Below are 16,520 nucleotides of genomic sequence, written 5' to 3'. Positions count from 1 at the left end.
AATGATAGAAAAATTAGCAGATATATTTTTTAAAGAACCATTCACTGTGGTTCCCGTCATTATTGTATTTATATTTATTATAATGCGATTAATAATGAAGTCTTGCGAACAAATAAGGGAATTACTAAATCACTTTTCATATATTCATTGGGGTATAACGGTTCTGCTTGTAATTGAAGTAACTATTCTGCAAGACTTGTATTCTATTAGTTTAGATAATCCTTTAATAGTTAAACAACTTATAATGTATATTTCTTCCATGTTGGCAACTATATTTATTATATATATGTTTTCTAAACGGAAGAATCATTCTGAAGATTCTAGAGTTATGACTGTCATATTGGGAATTTTACAAGTGGCTATATCAATGGAAACAACAGATAACAATTTTATATATTTTAACTTAAGCTTGACATCTAATATTATATATTTAACGTTACCAGCATTATTTCTTTATGAAATACAGAAAAGAGAAAATATAAATGACACAAAAATTCGAAATGGCAGACCGTTTTAATCCGTCTGCGGTAGAACAAGCCCTTTATCAACATTGGGAAGAGAACGGTTATTTTAAACCGTCTGAAAATGAAAATGCACCGAGCTATTGCATTGCGATTCCGCCACCGAACGTCACAGGTTCCCTACACATGGGGCACGCTTTCCAACAAACCTTAATGGATACCTTAATCCGTTTTAACCGTATGGAAGGGCATAACACCTTATGGCAAGCGGGCACAGACCACGCGGGTATCGCAACCCAAATGGTGGTGGAGCGTAAAATTGCGGCTGAAGAAGGCAAAACCCGCCATGATTATGGCCGTGAAGCCTTCATCAACAAAATCTGGGATTGGAAAGCCTATTCAGGCGGCACAATCAGCCAACAAATGCGCCGTTTAGGTAACTCCATCGACTGGGAACGTGAGCGTTTTACCATGGACGAGGGTTTATCCAATGCGGTAAAAGAAGTGTTTGTTCGCTTGCACGAAGAAGGGTTAATTTACCGTGGCAAACGCTTGGTGAACTGGGATCCAAAACTTCACACCGCGATTTCTGATTTAGAAGTAGAAAACAAAGAGAGCAAAGGTTCCCTTTGGCATTTCCGCTATCCGTTAGCCAACGGTGCGAAAACCGCTGATGGCAAAGATTATTTAGTCGTCGCAACCACGCGTCCGGAAACCATGTTGGGCGATACGGCGGTGGCGGTGCATCCGGAAGATGAGCGTTATCAATCTCTAGTTGGTAAAACGGTCGTTCTGCCACTGGCTAACCGTGAAATTCCGATTATTGCGGATGAATATGTGGATCGTGAATTCGGTACCGGTGTGGTGAAAATCACCCCTGCGCACGACTTTAACGACTACGAAGTGGGAAAACGTCACAGCTTGCCGATGGTCAACGTGTTAACCTTAAATGCAGATATTCGTGATGAAGCGGAAATTATCGGTACCGATGGTAAACCACTTGTGGGTTATGAAGCGACTATTCCTGAAGATTTCCGTGGTTTAGAGCGTTTTGCTGCACGTAAGAAAATCGTGGCAGATTTTGAAGCGCTGGGGTTATTAGATGAAATCAAACCGCATGATTTGAAAGTGCCTTACGGCGACCGTGGCGGTGTGCCGATTGAGCCGATGTTAACCGACCAATGGTATGTGAGCGTGAAACCGCTTGCTGATGTTGCGATTAAAGCGGTGGAAGACGGCGAAATCCAATTCGTGCCAAAACAATACGAAAACCTTTATTTCTCTTGGATGCGTGATATTCAAGATTGGTGTATCTCTCGCCAACTTTGGTGGGGACACCGTATTCCAGCGTGGTATGACGCGGAAGGCAACGTTTATGTCGCCCGCAATGAAGCAGAAGTGCGGTCAAAATATGGCTTAGATTCTTCGGTTGAGTTAAAACAAGATGAAGATGTGTTAGATACCTGGTTCTCATCAGGCTTATGGACGTTCTCCACCTTAGGCTGGCCGGAGCAAACCAAAGAACTCAAAATGTTCCACCCAACGGATGTGTTAATTACCGGCTTTGACATCATCTTCTTCTGGGTTGCACGTATGATTATGTTTACGATGCACTTCGTGAAAGATGAAAACGGCAAACCACAAGTGCCATTCAAAACCGTGTACGTGACGGGCTTAATCCGTGATGAGCAAGGTCAAAAAATGTCTAAATCAAAAGGCAACGTGCTTGATCCAATCGATATGATTGACGGCATCAGCCTTGAAGATTTACTTGCAAAACGCACCGGCAACATGATGCAGCCGCAATTGGCAGAGAAAATTGCCAAAGCGACTCGCAAAGAGTTTGCTGATGGCATTGCCGCTCACGGCACAGACGCATTGCGCTTTACACTAGCCGCATTGGCTTCAAACGGTCGCGATATCAACTGGGATATGAAACGCTTAGAAGGTTACCGCAACTTCTGTAATAAATTGTGGAATGCAAGCCGTTTCGTGCTCACCAATGAAAAATTAGATTTAAGTGAAGGCGAAATCGAATTTTCCGTGGCAGACCGTTGGATTCAATCTGAATTCAATCGCACAGTAGAAACTTTCCGCAGCGCATTAAGCCAATACCGTTTCGACCTTTGTGCTAATGCGATTTATGAATTCACTTGGAACCAATTCTGTGACTGGTATTTGGAACTCACCAAACCGGTATTTGCAAACGGTAATGCAGCACAAATCCGTGCAGCAAGCCAAACCTTGGTTCATGTGCTAGAAAAATTATTGCGTTTAGCACACCCGCTCATGCCATTTATTACCGAAGAAATTTGGCAAAAAGTGAAAGGTTTTATGGGTATCACTGCCGATAGCATCATGTTACAACCTTTCCCGCGCGTAGAAGAAAATGCGTTTGATGCCGAAGCAGAAACCGATATCAACTGGCTTAAAGAAGTAATTGTTGCCGTGCGTAACATCCGCGCCGAATGCAACATTGCACCAAGTAAAGGCCTCGATCTTTTATTCCGTAATATTCCAGCCGACGAGCAAAAAATACTGGAAAAACAGACCGCACTTTTACAAGCCATGGCGAAGTTAGACAACATCAGCGTGCTTAAAGAGGGCGAAAAAGCGCCGTTAGCCGTAGCGAAGTTAGTCGGCAACACCGAAATCCTCGTGCCGATGGCAGGTTTCATCAATAAAGAAGCCGAGCTTTCCCGTTTAACCAAAGAGATTGAAAAATATCAAAACGAAGTTAAACGCATTGAAAGCAAACTCAGCAACGAAGCCTTCGTCGCCAAAGCCCCGGAAGCGGTTATCGCCAAAGAACGCGAAAAACAAGCCGAATACCAATCCGGATTAGAAAAAATTCGTGAGCAGTATAAGGCGATTGAGGCGTTGTAATTGAATATAAAAAGTAGGCACTATGCCTACTTTTTTTCAATAAAAACAAAAAGAGAAGAATAGACTGTTACCACTTAGCTACATTATTTTCATTCTCTCAAGCCTAATGAGGTATCAAAACAATGAATATCAGCTTTATTGCTAAATAAAAAATTGTGCAAAAATCTCTGGTAAATGTGCTGTTAACGCATTTTTCCCCGCAATCTCTTCGTTTTCCCACGCCTTCAATAGCACTTCAGGGGTAAACACATTTGCCGCCTGCTCTGCTAACGGTATGTAACTCATATGCCAAGGCTCATGCCCGATTTTTTTCTCTGCCGGCATTTGCATAAAAGGCAAACTAAAATCAAAGTGCGGTAGGTTTTCAGTGAGAAATTCGCTCAGTTCAAAGAAATAACCGCCTTTTTCATATTCCCAAGGCTCAAGCTGTAAGGATTGACCTTCCGGCAAAAGATCGGGATCAAAAATATCAATTTCCGTGCCCCAATGATGACGGCTTGCCCCGGGTAGCGCTGACCAGCGTAAAATCGCTTTCGATTTTTGCCAATCGTCCAACAAGCTCAAATCTAACGCATTGCCTGCATCATCGTGCACTTTGCGTTCACCGTTAAATTTACCGTTCCAAATAAGTTGTTGGCGCGCAAAATCACGAAAACTGCTGGCGGGTTGTAAATTAAAGCCATTTTTGACCGCACTTTGTTGCAAGCCTTGAAAGGCTTTTGCCGCTTCCGCCTGCAAAAAATGGTTCGGCGAATGCGGTGTTGGCAAATTCACCAAATGTTCCCGCGATTTGCCGGTCAACATGTCAGGGGTTAATTTCATCTTATTTATCCAATAAATTGACTAACATTTGATGATAAATCTGACCGCACTTGGCGAGATCATCTACGCTCACACACTCATTGACTTTATGAATGGTCGCATTAAGCGGCCCAAATTCCACCACTTCTGCCCCCATCAACGCAATAAAGCGACCGTCAGAGGTACCGCCACCGGTTTCCGCTTGTGACGTAATGCCTGTAGTTTGTTCGATAGCGGCAGTTAACGCATCTAATAATTTACCCGGTTTGGTTAAAAACGGTTTGCCGGAAAGATTCCACTCAATGTGGTATTTCAATCCATGTTTTTCCAGCATTTCAGCGACTTTCTGTTTGATGATTTCATCGGTAACTTCCGTGCAATAACGCAAATTAAATTGCACGTAAAGCTCGCCCGGAATCACGTTATTACTGCCCGTACCGGCATGAATATTGGCGATTTGCAAACTGGTCGGTGGGAAAAATTCATTGCCGTTGTCCCACTGATAGGTTGTCAACTCTTGTAGGAATGGCGCGGCTTTGTGAATAGGGTTTTCCGCCAAATGCGGATATGCCACATGGCCTTGAACGCCTTGAATATACAGATTGCCGGTAATCGAACCACGACGACCGTTCTTTACCACATCGCCCAAGGTTTTCGAACTGGACGGCTCGCCTACCATGCAATACGTGATTTTCTCACCGCGCGCCATTAAGGTTTCTACCACACGTACCGTGCCATCTTTTGCTGCAGCTTCCTCATCGGAGGTAATCAATAAGGCAATCGTGCCCACGTGGTTGGGATTCGCTTTCACATATTCTTCCGCCGCCACGATCATCGCGGCTAATGAGCCTTTCATATCGGCGGCACCACGTCCATAAAGCATATCATCGACTATTTCGGCAGAAAACGGTGGATAAGTCCATTGGGTTTCATCCCCCGTTGGCACCACATCCGTATGCCCGGCAAAGGCAATCACAGGCTCACCAGAACCATGCTTTGCCCACAAGTTTAAGGTGTCATTAAACGGCATCCATTCAATTTGAAAGCCTAATTTTTCTAAACGCCCCGCAATCAGTTGCTGGCAGCCTTCGTCATTCGGGCTGATAGAGGGACGGCGAATTAACGCTTGCGCCAGAGAAACCACTTTTTCTTGCATAAAAACTCCTGAAAAAATCACCGCACTTTAGGCAAAAACAGCTTGATATTCTTTTTCATCAAAACCAATCAATGCCTTCCCCTCTTGCAAAATAATCGGGCGTTTAATTAAGGTCGGATTATCAGCTAAGACAGAAAGTGCGGTGGATTTTGACAACGTTTTTTTCACCTCTTCATCGAGATTGCGCCAAGTTGTGCTGCGTTTATTGACCAAATTTTCCCAACCGAATTTCGCTTCGGCTTGCTCTAAAAAAGCCGTATCTAAACCGTCCACTCGATAATCATGGAGTTTATGTTCGATGTTGTGATCCGCGAGCCATTTCAATGCTTTCTTCACGGTATCGCAGTTTTTAATGCCGTAAACGGTGATCATATTTTCATCTCTCATCTTCAGTAGTTCTAATGTTAATTTTTCAATATCGTTTTTTCTATACAGACAATCTAGCCAAGAGTCAGGAATATTTTTGACACCATAGTAAGCGCCTGCAATTTGTCCACAGATTGAGGCATTAGTATCCGCATCATCACCCAAATTTGCCGCCATTAATACGGCATCTTTAAAATTATCCGTATGCCAAAACGCCCATAGCGCTACTTCTAGGCTATCTACAACATAACCGATACTGCCGACATCATCAGATTTTTTATTTTTAAATTCGCCAAGACAGATATGCGTTAACTTGTCAAAAGTTAATGCATCTTTATCTTGAAATAATTGCTCTTTGGGCAAGCCTTGAAAAATACGTAAAATTAATGTTGAAAAATATTGGCAAGACTGAATTGCTTCAGATGTGGCATGCGTAGTTTTTGAACTTAACTCGGCATACTTTAAAACATTTTCATGATTTTGATGATAACGCAAAATGACGGGCATTAAGCGCATTAAAGAACCATTGCCTGAATATTTTGCATCGGTTCTAGGAGTATAAGGATTACCTGTTCTTTTAAATTCCCCTAGCATAAATGCTACTTGCTTACCAATACCAAAGGTATGTGGAAGGCTTGAGTTTTTTCCTGTGTCCGCCCATTCATAATAGCGATTCATTTGGTCAAGGGGATCAAACTCAGGCTTAGCAACTAAACTTTCAGCTAAGCAAATCGCCATGGACGTATCGTCAGTCCAATGTCCTTTGGGTAAACGAAATTTTCCCCCACTTCGCATATCTGTTAACGGTCTAAAGCTTCCTCTAGGACAAAATTCCACGACTGAACCTAGGGCATCCCCACAAGCTAATCCGAGGAAGCCACCTAATGCTCTTTCTTCAATATTTATCATCATTTTTATCTCCCAAAAATAAAAAATCCTCAATCTTATTCAGACTGAGGATTTTAACCATTACATTAATCAATCACAAATAGATTAACCCAATAACTTATTGATGCGCTTAATAAACGCCGCCGGATTTTCTAACGAACCGCGCTCTGCAAGCATGGCTTGCTCTAGCAACAATTCCACCCAATCGGCAAATTCCGCTTCATCGGCAATATCAGCCACTTTTTTCACCAAATGATGTTCCGGGTTAAGTTCAAAGGTGTATTTCACTTCCGGTACGGGTTGGCCTGCCGCAGCAAAAAGTTTTGCCATTTGCGTGGTCATTTGGTCATTACCGGTGGAAACTACTGCCGGCGTGTCGGTTAAACGGTGAGTTAAACGAACCTCTTTCACGCGTTCGCCCAGCAAGTTTTTTACGCGCTCAATAAAACTATCAAAGGCTTTATCTTGTTCTTTTTGCGCTTCGTTTTCTTCTTTATCCGCCAAATCGCCTAAATCCAAATCCGCTTTCGTAATAGTTTGGAGCGCTTTGCCGTCAAACTCGGTTAAATAACTTAACATCCATTCGTCAATACGATCGGAAAGCAATAAGACTTCAATGCCTTTTTTATTGAACAATTCCAAGTGCGGGCTATTTTTCGCCGCCACATAGCTGTCTGCCGTAATGTAATAGATGGCTTTTTGCCCTTCTTTCATGCGGGCAACGTAGTCTTCTAATGACACAGTTTGTTCACTGCTGTCGTTATGGGTAGAGGCAAAACGCAATAATTTCGCAATGGCTTCTTTATTGCCAAAATCTTCTGCCGGGCCTTCTTTAAGCACTAAGCCGAATTCTTTCCAAAACTGCTGATATTTATCGGCATCCTCTTTCGCCAATTTCTCTAACATTTGCAACGAACGTTTGGTTAAAGCTTTGCGTAACGCGGCCGTAGTTTTGTTGTCCTGCAGAATTTCACGGGATACATTTAACGGCAAGTCATTGCTGTCGATTAAACCACGCATGAACCGCAGATAATTCGGCATGAACTGCTCCGCATCATCCATGATAAACACGCGTTGTACATAGAGTTTCAAGCCGTGTTTGTGTTCACGGTTAAATAAATCCCAAGGCGCTTTCGACGGCACATAAAGTAAACTGGTGTACTCTTGGTTACCTTCCACTTTGTTATGCGCCCACAATAACGGATCCGCAAAATCATGGCTTAAATGTTTATAAAACTCTTTGTATTCCTCATCGGAAATGTCGTTTTTAGAACGTGTCCAAAGGGCATCAGATTTATTGATTTTTTCCCATTTTTCACCGGTTTCTTTGCCTTCGTCATCATATTCTTTGGTGAGCATTTCCACCGGCAAACCAATATGATCGGAATATTTACCAATAATTTCACGCAAACGCCATTCATTTAAGAATTCTTTTTCGTCCTCGCGTAAATGTAAAATCACATCAGTGCCACGGGATTTTTTCTCAATATCCGCCACGGAATACTCGCCTTCCCCGGCAGATTCCCAAAGCACGCCTTTATCCGCTGCCTCACCTGCCGCACGGGTTTTCACCGTGACTTTATCGGCAACGATAAACGCCGAATAAAAACCCACACCGAATTGACCGATAAGCTGACTGTCTTTCGCTTGATCTTGTCCAAGTGCGGTCAAAAATTCTTTTGTTCCGGATTTGGCAATCGTGCCCAAATGATCGATCACTTGTTCACGGGTCATCCCAATCCCGTTATCACTGATGGTAAGCGTGCCTTTATCCGCATCAAAACTAACACGTACACGCAATTCGCCGTCACCTTCATATAAAGCCGGATTAGACAGGGCTTTGAAACGCAGTTTATCCGCCGCATCGGAGGCATTTGAAATCAGCTCACGCAAGAAAATTTCTTTATTGGAATATAAAGAATGAATCATTAATTGGAGAAGTTGTTTGACTTCGGATTGGAAGCCACGGGTTTCTTGATTTGTACTCATACTCTTCCTACTTATGTTGAATAAATTGAAAACGTTATGGATATAAGTGCGGAAGATGAAATTTCAAGAGCAGAAAAGAAGAAAAGTGCGGTGGAAAATGACGCTATTTTTAACGAACATCCTAATCCGAACCGTGATCTTCTCTTTTAATTGCGCTGATATAACCCGTTGTTTTGAGAGATTAAATCCTGTAATTCCAGTTCCATCAGCTGAATCAACACCTCTTCTATCGGCATCTTTAAGTTTGTGGCGAGATCATCGGCGCTTATCGGTGTATGCCCAATCGCTTGGTACAACGCAGGGTGTGCAGGCGGTTCTACTGGGGGCGTGTATGTGTCAAGCGGCGCTTTTGGCTTGTCTATCTCATGACTGAATAGCGCTGCCTGCTGATAAAGTGTCGGAGAATGCAAAGGCAAGTTATCTAAAATGTCGTGAATATTTTCTACCAACATGGCGCCTTGTTTGATGAGCTTGTGGCAACCATGACTAAATTCATTTTGAATATTGCCGGGGAGTGCAAAAATCTCTCTATTTTGTTCCAACGCATAACGTGCGGTAATTAAGGAGCCGCTTTTTTCTGTGGCTTCAATAATTAATGTGGCAATCGATAATCCGCTAATAATGCGGTTTCTTCGTGGAAAATTTTCCGCAATCGGCGGTTGTGATGGCAGAAATTCGGAGACTAATGCGCCCTGGTATTCCAAAATTTGTTGCGCCAGTGTTCGATGGCGGGTCGGGTAAATTTTATCTAATCCGCTGCCTAATACGGCAATAGTCGGGCGTTTTAAGGTTACTGCCGCTTGATGGCAGATGCCGTCAATCCCGAGTGCTAAACCACTGGTGATGGTTAAACCGTTGAGGGTTAATTCCGTTGCAAAATAGTTAGCCCAATACTCACCATAGTGCGAACATTGGCGACTACCGACCATGGCAATTTGGGATTGCGCAAGGCTATCGACATTTCCTTTGACAAATAATATCGGTGGTGCGCTTTCGATTTGTTTTAGGAGATAAGGATAATCCGGTTCGAGGCAGGTTAACAGTCTGTTGCCCTCATCTTCCGCCCATTGTAATGCAGGTTCAATATAGCGTTGTTGCGGTTGAAACCAGGCTCGAATTTGTGCAGGTGACCAACCGATTTGTGCAAAAGCAACTTCATCGTAATCCAGTAAATCCGTTATATCGATTTGGCTAATGATTTTATTCACCGCTGACGGGCCGAATTTGGGGATCTGTAATAAACGTAATAATAATGCCGAAGGTGTTGTCATTTTTTGAGCCTGTGACAGAAAATGACATGGTTAAAGAAATGCAAGGTCGTTGCTATTTATACCTTTGAAATATGCGATCTTGATCGAATTTTTTCTATTTTGTTTGATGAATTTACCTCGTAGCAAACGCCATCTGACATCTGCTGTGAAACAAGCGCATGATCAGACCACACAAAACACTGAGGCAATGTCGAGCTTTCTTGGTTAACAAAAAAGGCAAGATAAAAAGGAAGTTCATCGGTAAAACACAGCTGTCCACGGGGGCAGTGGGCTGAAAAAATGTGTAAGGTTTCCGGCTGATGTGTGACTTCTGATAATTTGGCGATACCTACGCCTTGGGATTTCAACACGGCTTCGCGCAGGCACCAAATGCGGTAAAAAGCGGATTGGGATTCAGTTTGTTGTTGAAACCAGTGGATTTCTTCTGCGCTTGCAAAGTGTTCCAACAGGGCTAAATAAGGACGTTCTTTGCAGGGAGATTCAATATCAATTCCTACCGCACTTTTTTTGCCTGATTGGCTGATATGCAAAATCACTGCCACCCAATCACCGGAATGGCTGATATTAAAATCTAGCTCAGAAGAGGAAAATTGCGGTCGGTCAGTTTCTGTACGCGAAATTTGCCCTAAAAGTGCGGTCGGTTTTTCTGCTGTTTTGAGTAATTGCCACAGCAAGAAATGCGCTAAACGACGACATTGCCAGCGTTGTTGCATACGCGGGTTATCGTGGCTTAACGTCAGTAAATTCGCCGGAATCAGATCGGCTGGGATGTCATGAAAGGGGAAGGGTGTATGAATATTTCCCCAAGCAATTAGCGTTGTCATCGTGATAAGAAAAGTGCGGTCAAAATCCGTTGAATTTTGTTACCGCACTTTGTCGCCTTATTTCAATAAATAAGCTCTTAACTGCGCAAAATCGTTTTCCATTTCATCGGATAACAACGGCAGTTTGTTGTGTTTATCCAAGGCTTCCGGTAACGGCAGCGTTAAATCCAGAATGCGTTCGACGGATTCTTTAAATTTTGCCGGATGCGCTGTGCACAGGAATAAGCCGGTTTCGCCTGGTTGTAAATCCTGTTTTAACACTTCATAAGCCACTGCGCCGTGTGGCTCACACAAATAACCCAATTGATTCATGGCACGTAAGGTGTCTTCTGTTTGTGCATCGGAAATCGCCGCAGAATGTAACTCAGTCAATGCCCAACCATTGCGTTTGAACAATTCTTCCACGCGTGGCCAGTTGTTCGGACGAGAAACGTCCATGGCGTTGGAAAGGGTGGCCACGGTTGCATTTGGAGACCAGTCTCCGGTATGTAAATAACGCGGCACGGTGTCGTTGGCGTTGGTGGCTGCGATAAAACGTTTAATTGGTAAGCCAAGAGTTTTAGCGATTAATCCGGCTGTGAGGTTGCCGAAGTTGCCGCTTGGCACGGAAACCACCAAGTTTTCACGTTCTTCTTTTGGTAATTGTGCTGCTGCTTCAAAGTAATAGCACACCTGCGCTAATAAACGGCTGATATTGATGGAGTTTGCCGAGTTTAAGCCGATGGCTTGGCGTAGTTCCGCATCATCAAAGGCTTGTTTGACTAAAGCTTGGCAGGCATCGAAATCGGCATTGATCGCGATGGTGCGAATATTGCCGCCGAGGGTACAGAATAATTTTTCTTGTAACGGGCTGATTTTACCTTTCGGGTATAAAATCACCACATCGATATTTTCTAAGCCATAGAATGCATGGGCGACCGCCGCACCGGTGTCACCGGAAGTTGCTGTTAAAATCGTGATTTTGCCGTCACCGCGTACGGTGGCTAAGGCTTGCGCCATGAAGCGCCCGCCGAAGTCTTTAAAGGCAAGGGTCGGACCATGGAACAATTCTAATGCATAAATATTGTCTTCTACTTTGACAACCGGTGCCGGGAAAGTGAAGGCGTTGCGCACCATTTGTGCAAGCTGTGCTTGCGGGATTTCCTCACCGATTAAGGCACCAAGGATTTTTTGACTGCGCTCAACCAGCGGCAATGCCAATAGCTCATCGATATTGCTTAAGTGCGGTATGTTTTCAGGGAAAAATAAGCCCTGATCTTTGCCTAACCCTTGGCGTACGGCTTGGGCGAAATTGACCTGTTCTTCGGGGTGTTTGATGTTGTATAAATTCATGTGAAACCTGTTTTTCGTTTGGTACTTTTAAGACAAAAGTGCGGTGATTTCTTCCGGTGTTTTAATCAAGCTCTCTCGCGCCGGCATTATCGACTTTGCAAATGTGCACAAAGCCTTCATTGTTTTGTAAATAATGATTTTCAAGGTAAGTGGCAAGTTTGCCGGCAATATGCAAGTCCGGTGCGATGGAAAAGATCGTCGGGCCGGAGCCTGAAATTCCGGTAGCTAACGCACCTAAATCGCGCGTCGCTTGTTTCACTTCGGCAAAGTTAGGCAACAAGGCCTCGCGATAAGGTTCGGCAATGACATCTTTCATCATCATGGCAGCCAAATTTTCCTGCTGCGTGTGGCAAGCGTGCACGAAACCACCCAGATGGCGACCATGCGCAATCACATCTTGACGCGTATAACTTTTTGGTAAAATCGCACGGGCTTCCGCGGTGGACACTTCAATCCCCGGGTACGCCAAGACCCAATACCAATGGTCAAAAAACGGTAAGGTTTGGCAAATGTTACCGAGCGATTGCACCATAAATTGCACGCCGCCCAAGTAGCAAGGCGCCACATTGTCGTAATGAATGGAGCCAGAAATGCGTCCTTCCAACTCGCCCATCATTTCTAACAATTCCATTTTAGAAAACGGTTCGTCATGGAATTTATTCAGCGCGACCAAGGCGGCAACAATAGAGCAGGCGCTAGAGCCTAAGCCTGAACCGATAGGCATATTTTTCTCTAAGGTTAAGCGCAAGGGTTTGACTTTTGTGTTACGAAGTTTGAGCTGTTCGCTAAATAACACATAGGCTTGATAAACGATGTTCTTTTGCGGCTCTTTCGGTAATTTACGCACAAAATAACCCGCACTTTCCAGCTCAAAGCCGGTCGCGATAGGCTCGATTTGCACCACGTCGCCTAATAATGAACCGTTAATCGGGGAAATTGCCGCACCTAAGGTATCAAAACCAACGCTAATATTGGCACTGGAGGCCGGTGCATAGATTCTTAGCATAATATTCTCCGTTTAGTGCTTTAAGGTTCTTAAAATATCGGCAAAAATGCCTGCCGCAGTGACGGCATTGCCTGCACCGTAACCGCGTAATAATAGCGGAATCGGTTGGTAGTAACGGGTGTAAAACGCTAGAGCATTCTCACCGTTTTTTACCTTGTATAGCGGATCATCTTTGCCCACGGCAACAATAGAGACTTTGCATTTGCCATTTTCAATTTGCCCAACGTAACGTAAGACTTTTTCTTCCGCTTTGGCATTTTCAACCCGAGCCGCAAAGTCATTATCAAGTTGTGGCAACATCGCCATGAATTCTTCGGTAGATTTGCCTTCAGCAAAACCTTTCGGCAACACGACTTCCACTTCCACATCAGACAATTCCAGCTCTAAACCACTTTCACGAGCAAGAATTAACAATTTGCGGGCAACATCTTGACCGGATAAGTCATCACGTGGATCCGGTTCGGTGAAGCCTTTTTCGCGGGCAAGTGCGGTCGCTTGGGAAAGGCTCAAATCTTCTTCCAATTTACCGAAAATAAAAGAAAGGGAACCGGATAAAATCCCGTCAAAACGTTCCACTTCATCGCCGGCGGCTAATAAGTTTTGTAAGTTCTCAATGACCGGTAAACCTGCACCAACGTTGGTTTCGTATAAGAATTTACGTTGGTTTTTATGGGCTAAATCGCGCAGTTTGTGATAATAATCCAAGGCGCGGGTATTCGCTTTTTTGTTTGGCGTAACCACATGGAAACCTTCCGCTAAGGCACGTTCATATAAACTCGCCAAGGATTCTGCCGATGTGCAATCCACAAAGACCGGATTCACAACATGATGTAACTTAATGAAAGACAACAACACGTCAAAATCAGACGGTTGGGTGGCATTTTCCAAATCTTTTTGCCAATGGTCTAAGTTTAAGCCATTTTCGTTTAATAGCATTTTATTGGAGTTGGCTAAGGCGCAGACACGAATTTCAATGTCTTTTTTGGCTAAATACTCTTTCTGATGTTTGATTTGCTCGATTAATTCACCGCCGACACCGCCAACGCCCACGAGAAAAACTTCCACGATTTTTTTGTTATTAAATAAGGCTTGATGTGTTGCTTTTACCGCTTCAATCGCTTTATTTTGAGCAACCACAGCGGAAATAGAACGCTCGGAAGAGCCTTGTGCAATGGCATTAATACTGATATTGGCTTGGGCTAAGGCAGAGAAGAAATGTGCAGCAATGCCTTTGGCTTGGCGCATTCCATCACCCACCACCGAAATGATGGAAAGGTCTTTAATCGTTTCGATAGGATCTAATTGGTGGGCTTTTAATTCTTGCTCAAATTCCGTTTCTAATGCTTTGAGTGCAACCTCCAAAGATTTTACCGGCACACAGAAACTAATGCTGTATTCAGAAGAAGATTGAGTGATTAAAATAACCGATACATTGGCGTTAGACATGGCAGAGAATACGCGTGATGCCATACCAACCATGCCTTGCATTCCCGGACCGGAAACGTTGAACATGGCAACGTTATCTAAGTTCGTAATGCCTTTGACCTGCAAGCCTTCAGATTTAATATCACCGGCGATAACAGAACCGGGTGCGCTTGGGTTGCCGGTATTTTTAATTAAACATGGAATATTCGGACGTACCAACGGACCGATAGTGCGTGGATGAATCACTTTTGCACCAAAGTAGGAAAGCTCCATGGCTTCGCGATAAGACAGGCTTGGCAACAAACGCGCATCCAATACTAAACGAGGGTCGCAAGTATAAACGCCGTCAACATCTGTCCAAATTTCACAGACGCTAGCACCTAAACAGGCTGCCAAACAGGCCGCGGAGTAGTCGGAACCATTACGACCTAACAAGACCAATTCACCTTTATCATTGCCGGCAGTAAAGCCTGCCATTAACACAACTTTCTCTTTGGCGATGGCGCCTGCATTCACGCGTTTGGTGGACGCTTCAATATCCACAGAAGATTCCAAATAACTGCCTTGAGCCAATAATTGTTTAACCGGGTCAACAACGTGTACGCTATATCCCTTGGCTTCAAACCAAGCTTTCATCATTGCAATAGAGAGTTTTTCGCCGCGGCAATCAATGGTCGCTTTCACTGCATCTTCGACTTTACCGGCTTGGCGGATTTGGTCTAATAAAGAGGCGATTTGTTGGAATTCTTGATCAATAATTTGTTTGGTACCGGCAAGGTCAAAGTTATTATTTTTGGCATGTAGGCCATTGATGATGGTATAGAAAATATCTAATGCTTCGTTGAAATGGGAATCGGTAGGTTGATTTAAGCTGGCTTTTTCGGAAAGGGCAACAAGATGATTGGTGATTTTGGCCGGCGCCGATAGCACACCTGCCGCCTGCTCCTCTAAATGGGCTTTCTCGATAAGCTCGGCAGCCTGCAAAAACCGTTCCGGATTGGCGAGTGATGTGCCGCCAAATTTTAATACGCGCATGATATTCTCCTGAGTATGATATATAAAAATGTTTGCATAAAAAAACCCGCTTTATAGAAGAAGCGGGTTGATGAATTTTATTCTTAACGCACTAGCCCGCCCCATTAATCATCGTAATGGTAATCATGGTAATTGACGTAATCAAAGTGCGGTTAATTTGACACATAATTTATTTTGCATGGTGAAAAATTGGATATAGAAATACCGAAATTTCATATCCTTGTCAAACGGAATTCAGAGAATTTTGCATTATTTTCTAACTTTTTTAGTTGGTGTAAAATAAATCGCTATTTTGATAAGAAGGAAACCTTATGATTGCGCAAAATCTTGCTCATATTCGGGCGCAAATACAACAATGCGAATGCCAGTTCAAAACGCCAAGTGCGGTCAAATTACTTGCCGTTTCTAAAACGAAACCGATTGAGGCTATTTTAGCCGCATACGAAGCAGGACAAACGGTATTTGGAGAAAACTATGTGCAAGAGGGCGTTGAAAAGATTCAATTTTGCCAACAACATCAAATTGAATTGGAATGGCATTTTATCGGACCGTTACAATCAAACAAAACTCGCTTGGTGGCAGAGTATTTTGACTGGATGCAAACCCTTGAACGCGCCAAAATTGCCGATCGTTTAAATGAGCAACGATCTCCACATAAAGCGCCGCTTAATGTATTAATTCAAGTGAATATCAGCAATGAGACCAGCAAATCCGGTGTACAACCGGATGAGATTTTGTCTTTAGCAAAACACGTGGAAAACCTACCGCACTTACGTTTGCGTGGTTTAATGGCGATTCCGGAACCTACCGATGATGTAGCACAACAGGAACAAACGTTTCGTCAAATGCGAACCTTGTTTGAACGTTTGCAACAGGCACTGCCCCATGCCCAAATTGACACGTTATCCATGGGCATGACCGATGATATGCAAACTGCGATTAAATGCGGTTCTACGATGGTGCGCGTCGGCACGGCGATTTTTGGCAAGCGAATTTATAAACAAGAAACAGCAACCGTGCAAGGGTAAGTCAGGTTTGCCAACATCTCAAAAAAACGACAGCACTTGAACGTTATTCATA

Annotated in this window: 12 protein-coding genes and 1 pseudogene; 3 read left to right on the top strand and 10 right to left on the bottom strand. The window is 43.7% G+C overall.

Annotated elements, in window-relative coordinates:
• Position 1: 1 nt before the first annotated feature.
• Both AC30SF_RS02720 and AC30SF_RS02715 read left to right on the top strand, forming a co-directional pair.
• Entirely contained in the window at positions 2-517 is a 516-nt protein-coding gene (locus AC30SF_RS02720) for a hypothetical protein (RefSeq protein ID WP_489607489.1), read from the top strand.
• Positions 483-3,347 (top strand): valine--tRNA ligase, encoded by a 2,865-nt coding sequence (locus AC30SF_RS02715; protein ID WP_489607488.1) that lies wholly within the window; start codon positions 483-485, stop codon positions 3,345-3,347. The genes AC30SF_RS02720 and AC30SF_RS02715 overlap by 35 nt, the downstream gene beginning before the upstream one ends.
• Positions 3,348-3,488: 141 nt before the next feature.
• Here the strand turns inward: AC30SF_RS02715 and AC30SF_RS02710 are convergent, their stop codons facing one another.
• The 10 genes and pseudogenes from AC30SF_RS02710 to thrA all read right to left on the bottom strand — a co-directional run bounded on the left by AC30SF_RS02710 (position 3,489) and on the right by thrA (position 15,440).
• Positions 3,489-4,169, bottom strand: coding sequence for a M15 family metallopeptidase (locus AC30SF_RS02710; RefSeq protein ID WP_489607487.1), 681 nt, complete (start codon positions 4,167-4,169; stop codon positions 3,489-3,491).
• A gap of 1 nt (position 4,170) precedes the next feature.
• Entirely contained in the window at positions 4,171-5,304 is a 1,134-nt protein-coding gene (dapE, locus tag AC30SF_RS02705; RefSeq protein ID WP_489607486.1) for a succinyl-diaminopimelate desuccinylase, read from the bottom strand.
• A gap of 27 nt (positions 5,305-5,331) precedes the next feature.
• Positions 5,332-5,676 carry an ArsC family reductase gene (locus AC30SF_RS02700; protein ID WP_489608303.1) on the bottom strand — a complete coding sequence of 115 codons (345 nt, stop codon included), beginning with the start codon at positions 5,674-5,676 and terminating at the stop codon, positions 5,332-5,334.
• A 21-nt stretch (positions 5,677-5,697) separates the two neighbouring features.
• A pseudogene (locus tag AC30SF_RS02695) lies at positions 5,698-6,579 on the bottom strand (ADP-ribosylglycohydrolase family protein); the annotation flags it as partial.
• Positions 6,580-6,663: 84 nt separating this feature from the next.
• Positions 6,664-8,547 (bottom strand): molecular chaperone HtpG, encoded by a 1,884-nt coding sequence (gene htpG / locus AC30SF_RS02690; RefSeq protein ID WP_489607485.1) that lies wholly within the window; start codon positions 8,545-8,547, stop codon positions 6,664-6,666.
• 146 nt (positions 8,548-8,693) lie between these two features.
• Positions 8,694-9,818: a DNA-processing protein DprA gene (gene dprA, locus AC30SF_RS02685; RefSeq protein WP_489607484.1), complete on the bottom strand. Its 1,125-nt coding sequence runs from the start codon at positions 9,816-9,818 to the stop codon at positions 8,694-8,696.
• 56 nt (positions 9,819-9,874) lie between these two features.
• The gene (locus AC30SF_RS02680) at positions 9,875-10,642 is read right to left on the bottom strand and encodes a 4'-phosphopantetheinyl transferase family protein (protein ID WP_489607483.1); all 768 of its coding nucleotides are present in this window, start codon (positions 10,640-10,642) and stop codon (positions 9,875-9,877) included.
• A gap of 57 nt (positions 10,643-10,699) precedes the next feature.
• Positions 10,700-11,974 carry a threonine synthase gene (thrC, locus tag AC30SF_RS02675; RefSeq protein WP_489607482.1) on the bottom strand — a complete coding sequence of 425 codons (1,275 nt, stop codon included), beginning with the start codon at positions 11,972-11,974 and terminating at the stop codon, positions 10,700-10,702.
• 61 nt (positions 11,975-12,035) lie between these two features.
• Positions 12,036-12,980 (bottom strand): homoserine kinase, encoded by a 945-nt coding sequence (thrB, locus tag AC30SF_RS02670; protein ID WP_489607481.1) that lies wholly within the window; start codon positions 12,978-12,980, stop codon positions 12,036-12,038.
• Positions 12,981-12,992: 12 nt separating this feature from the next.
• The gene (gene thrA / locus AC30SF_RS02665) at positions 12,993-15,440 is read right to left on the bottom strand and encodes a bifunctional aspartate kinase/homoserine dehydrogenase I (protein WP_489607480.1); all 2,448 of its coding nucleotides are present in this window, start codon (positions 15,438-15,440) and stop codon (positions 12,993-12,995) included.
• 311 nt (positions 15,441-15,751) lie between these two features.
• On the opposite strand from thrA, the gene AC30SF_RS02660 reads away from it, so the two are divergent.
• Positions 15,752-16,468 carry a YggS family pyridoxal phosphate-dependent enzyme gene (locus AC30SF_RS02660; RefSeq protein ID WP_489607479.1) on the top strand — a complete coding sequence of 239 codons (717 nt, stop codon included), beginning with the start codon at positions 15,752-15,754 and terminating at the stop codon, positions 16,466-16,468.
• The last annotated feature ends 52 nt before the right edge of the window (positions 16,469-16,520 follow it).

Source organism: Aggregatibacter valvarum (genome assembly GCF_980468985.1).
Note: the sequence above shows the minus strand (reverse complement) of the source record. Positions and strands in the feature narration are given on the sequence as shown.

What these genes read in the sequence shown, in the direction of transcription:
- AC30SF_RS02720 (WP_489607489.1), top strand. Translation starts at nt 2, where the DNA reads ATGATAGAAAAATTAGCAGATATATTTTTTAAAGAACCATTCACTGTG.
- AC30SF_RS02715 (WP_489607488.1), top strand. Translation starts at nt 483, where the DNA reads ATGACACAAAAATTCGAAATGGCAGACCGTTTTAATCCGTCTGCGGTA.
- AC30SF_RS02710 (WP_489607487.1), bottom strand. Translation starts at nt 4,169, where the DNA reads ATGAAATTAACCCCTGACATGTTGACCGGCAAATCGCGGGAACATTTG.
- dapE (WP_489607486.1), bottom strand. Translation starts at nt 5,304, where the DNA reads ATGCAAGAAAAAGTGGTTTCTCTGGCGCAAGCGTTAATTCGCCGTCCC.
- AC30SF_RS02700 (WP_489608303.1), bottom strand. Translation starts at nt 5,676, where the DNA reads ATGATCACCGTTTACGGCATTAAAAACTGCGATACCGTGAAGAAAGCA.
- htpG (WP_489607485.1), bottom strand. Translation starts at nt 8,547, where the DNA reads ATGAGTACAAATCAAGAAACCCGTGGCTTCCAATCCGAAGTCAAACAA.
- dprA (WP_489607484.1), bottom strand. Translation starts at nt 9,818, where the DNA reads ATGACAACACCTTCGGCATTATTATTACGTTTATTACAGATCCCCAAA.
- AC30SF_RS02680 (WP_489607483.1), bottom strand. Translation starts at nt 10,642, where the DNA reads ATGACAACGCTAATTGCTTGGGGAAATATTCATACACCCTTCCCCTTT.
- thrC (WP_489607482.1), bottom strand. Translation starts at nt 11,974, where the DNA reads ATGAATTTATACAACATCAAACACCCCGAAGAACAGGTCAATTTCGCC.
- thrB (WP_489607481.1), bottom strand. Translation starts at nt 12,980, where the DNA reads ATGCTAAGAATCTATGCACCGGCCTCCAGTGCCAATATTAGCGTTGGT.
- thrA (WP_489607480.1), bottom strand. Translation starts at nt 15,440, where the DNA reads ATGCGCGTATTAAAATTTGGCGGCACATCACTCGCCAATCCGGAACGG.
- AC30SF_RS02660 (WP_489607479.1), top strand. Translation starts at nt 15,752, where the DNA reads ATGATTGCGCAAAATCTTGCTCATATTCGGGCGCAAATACAACAATGC.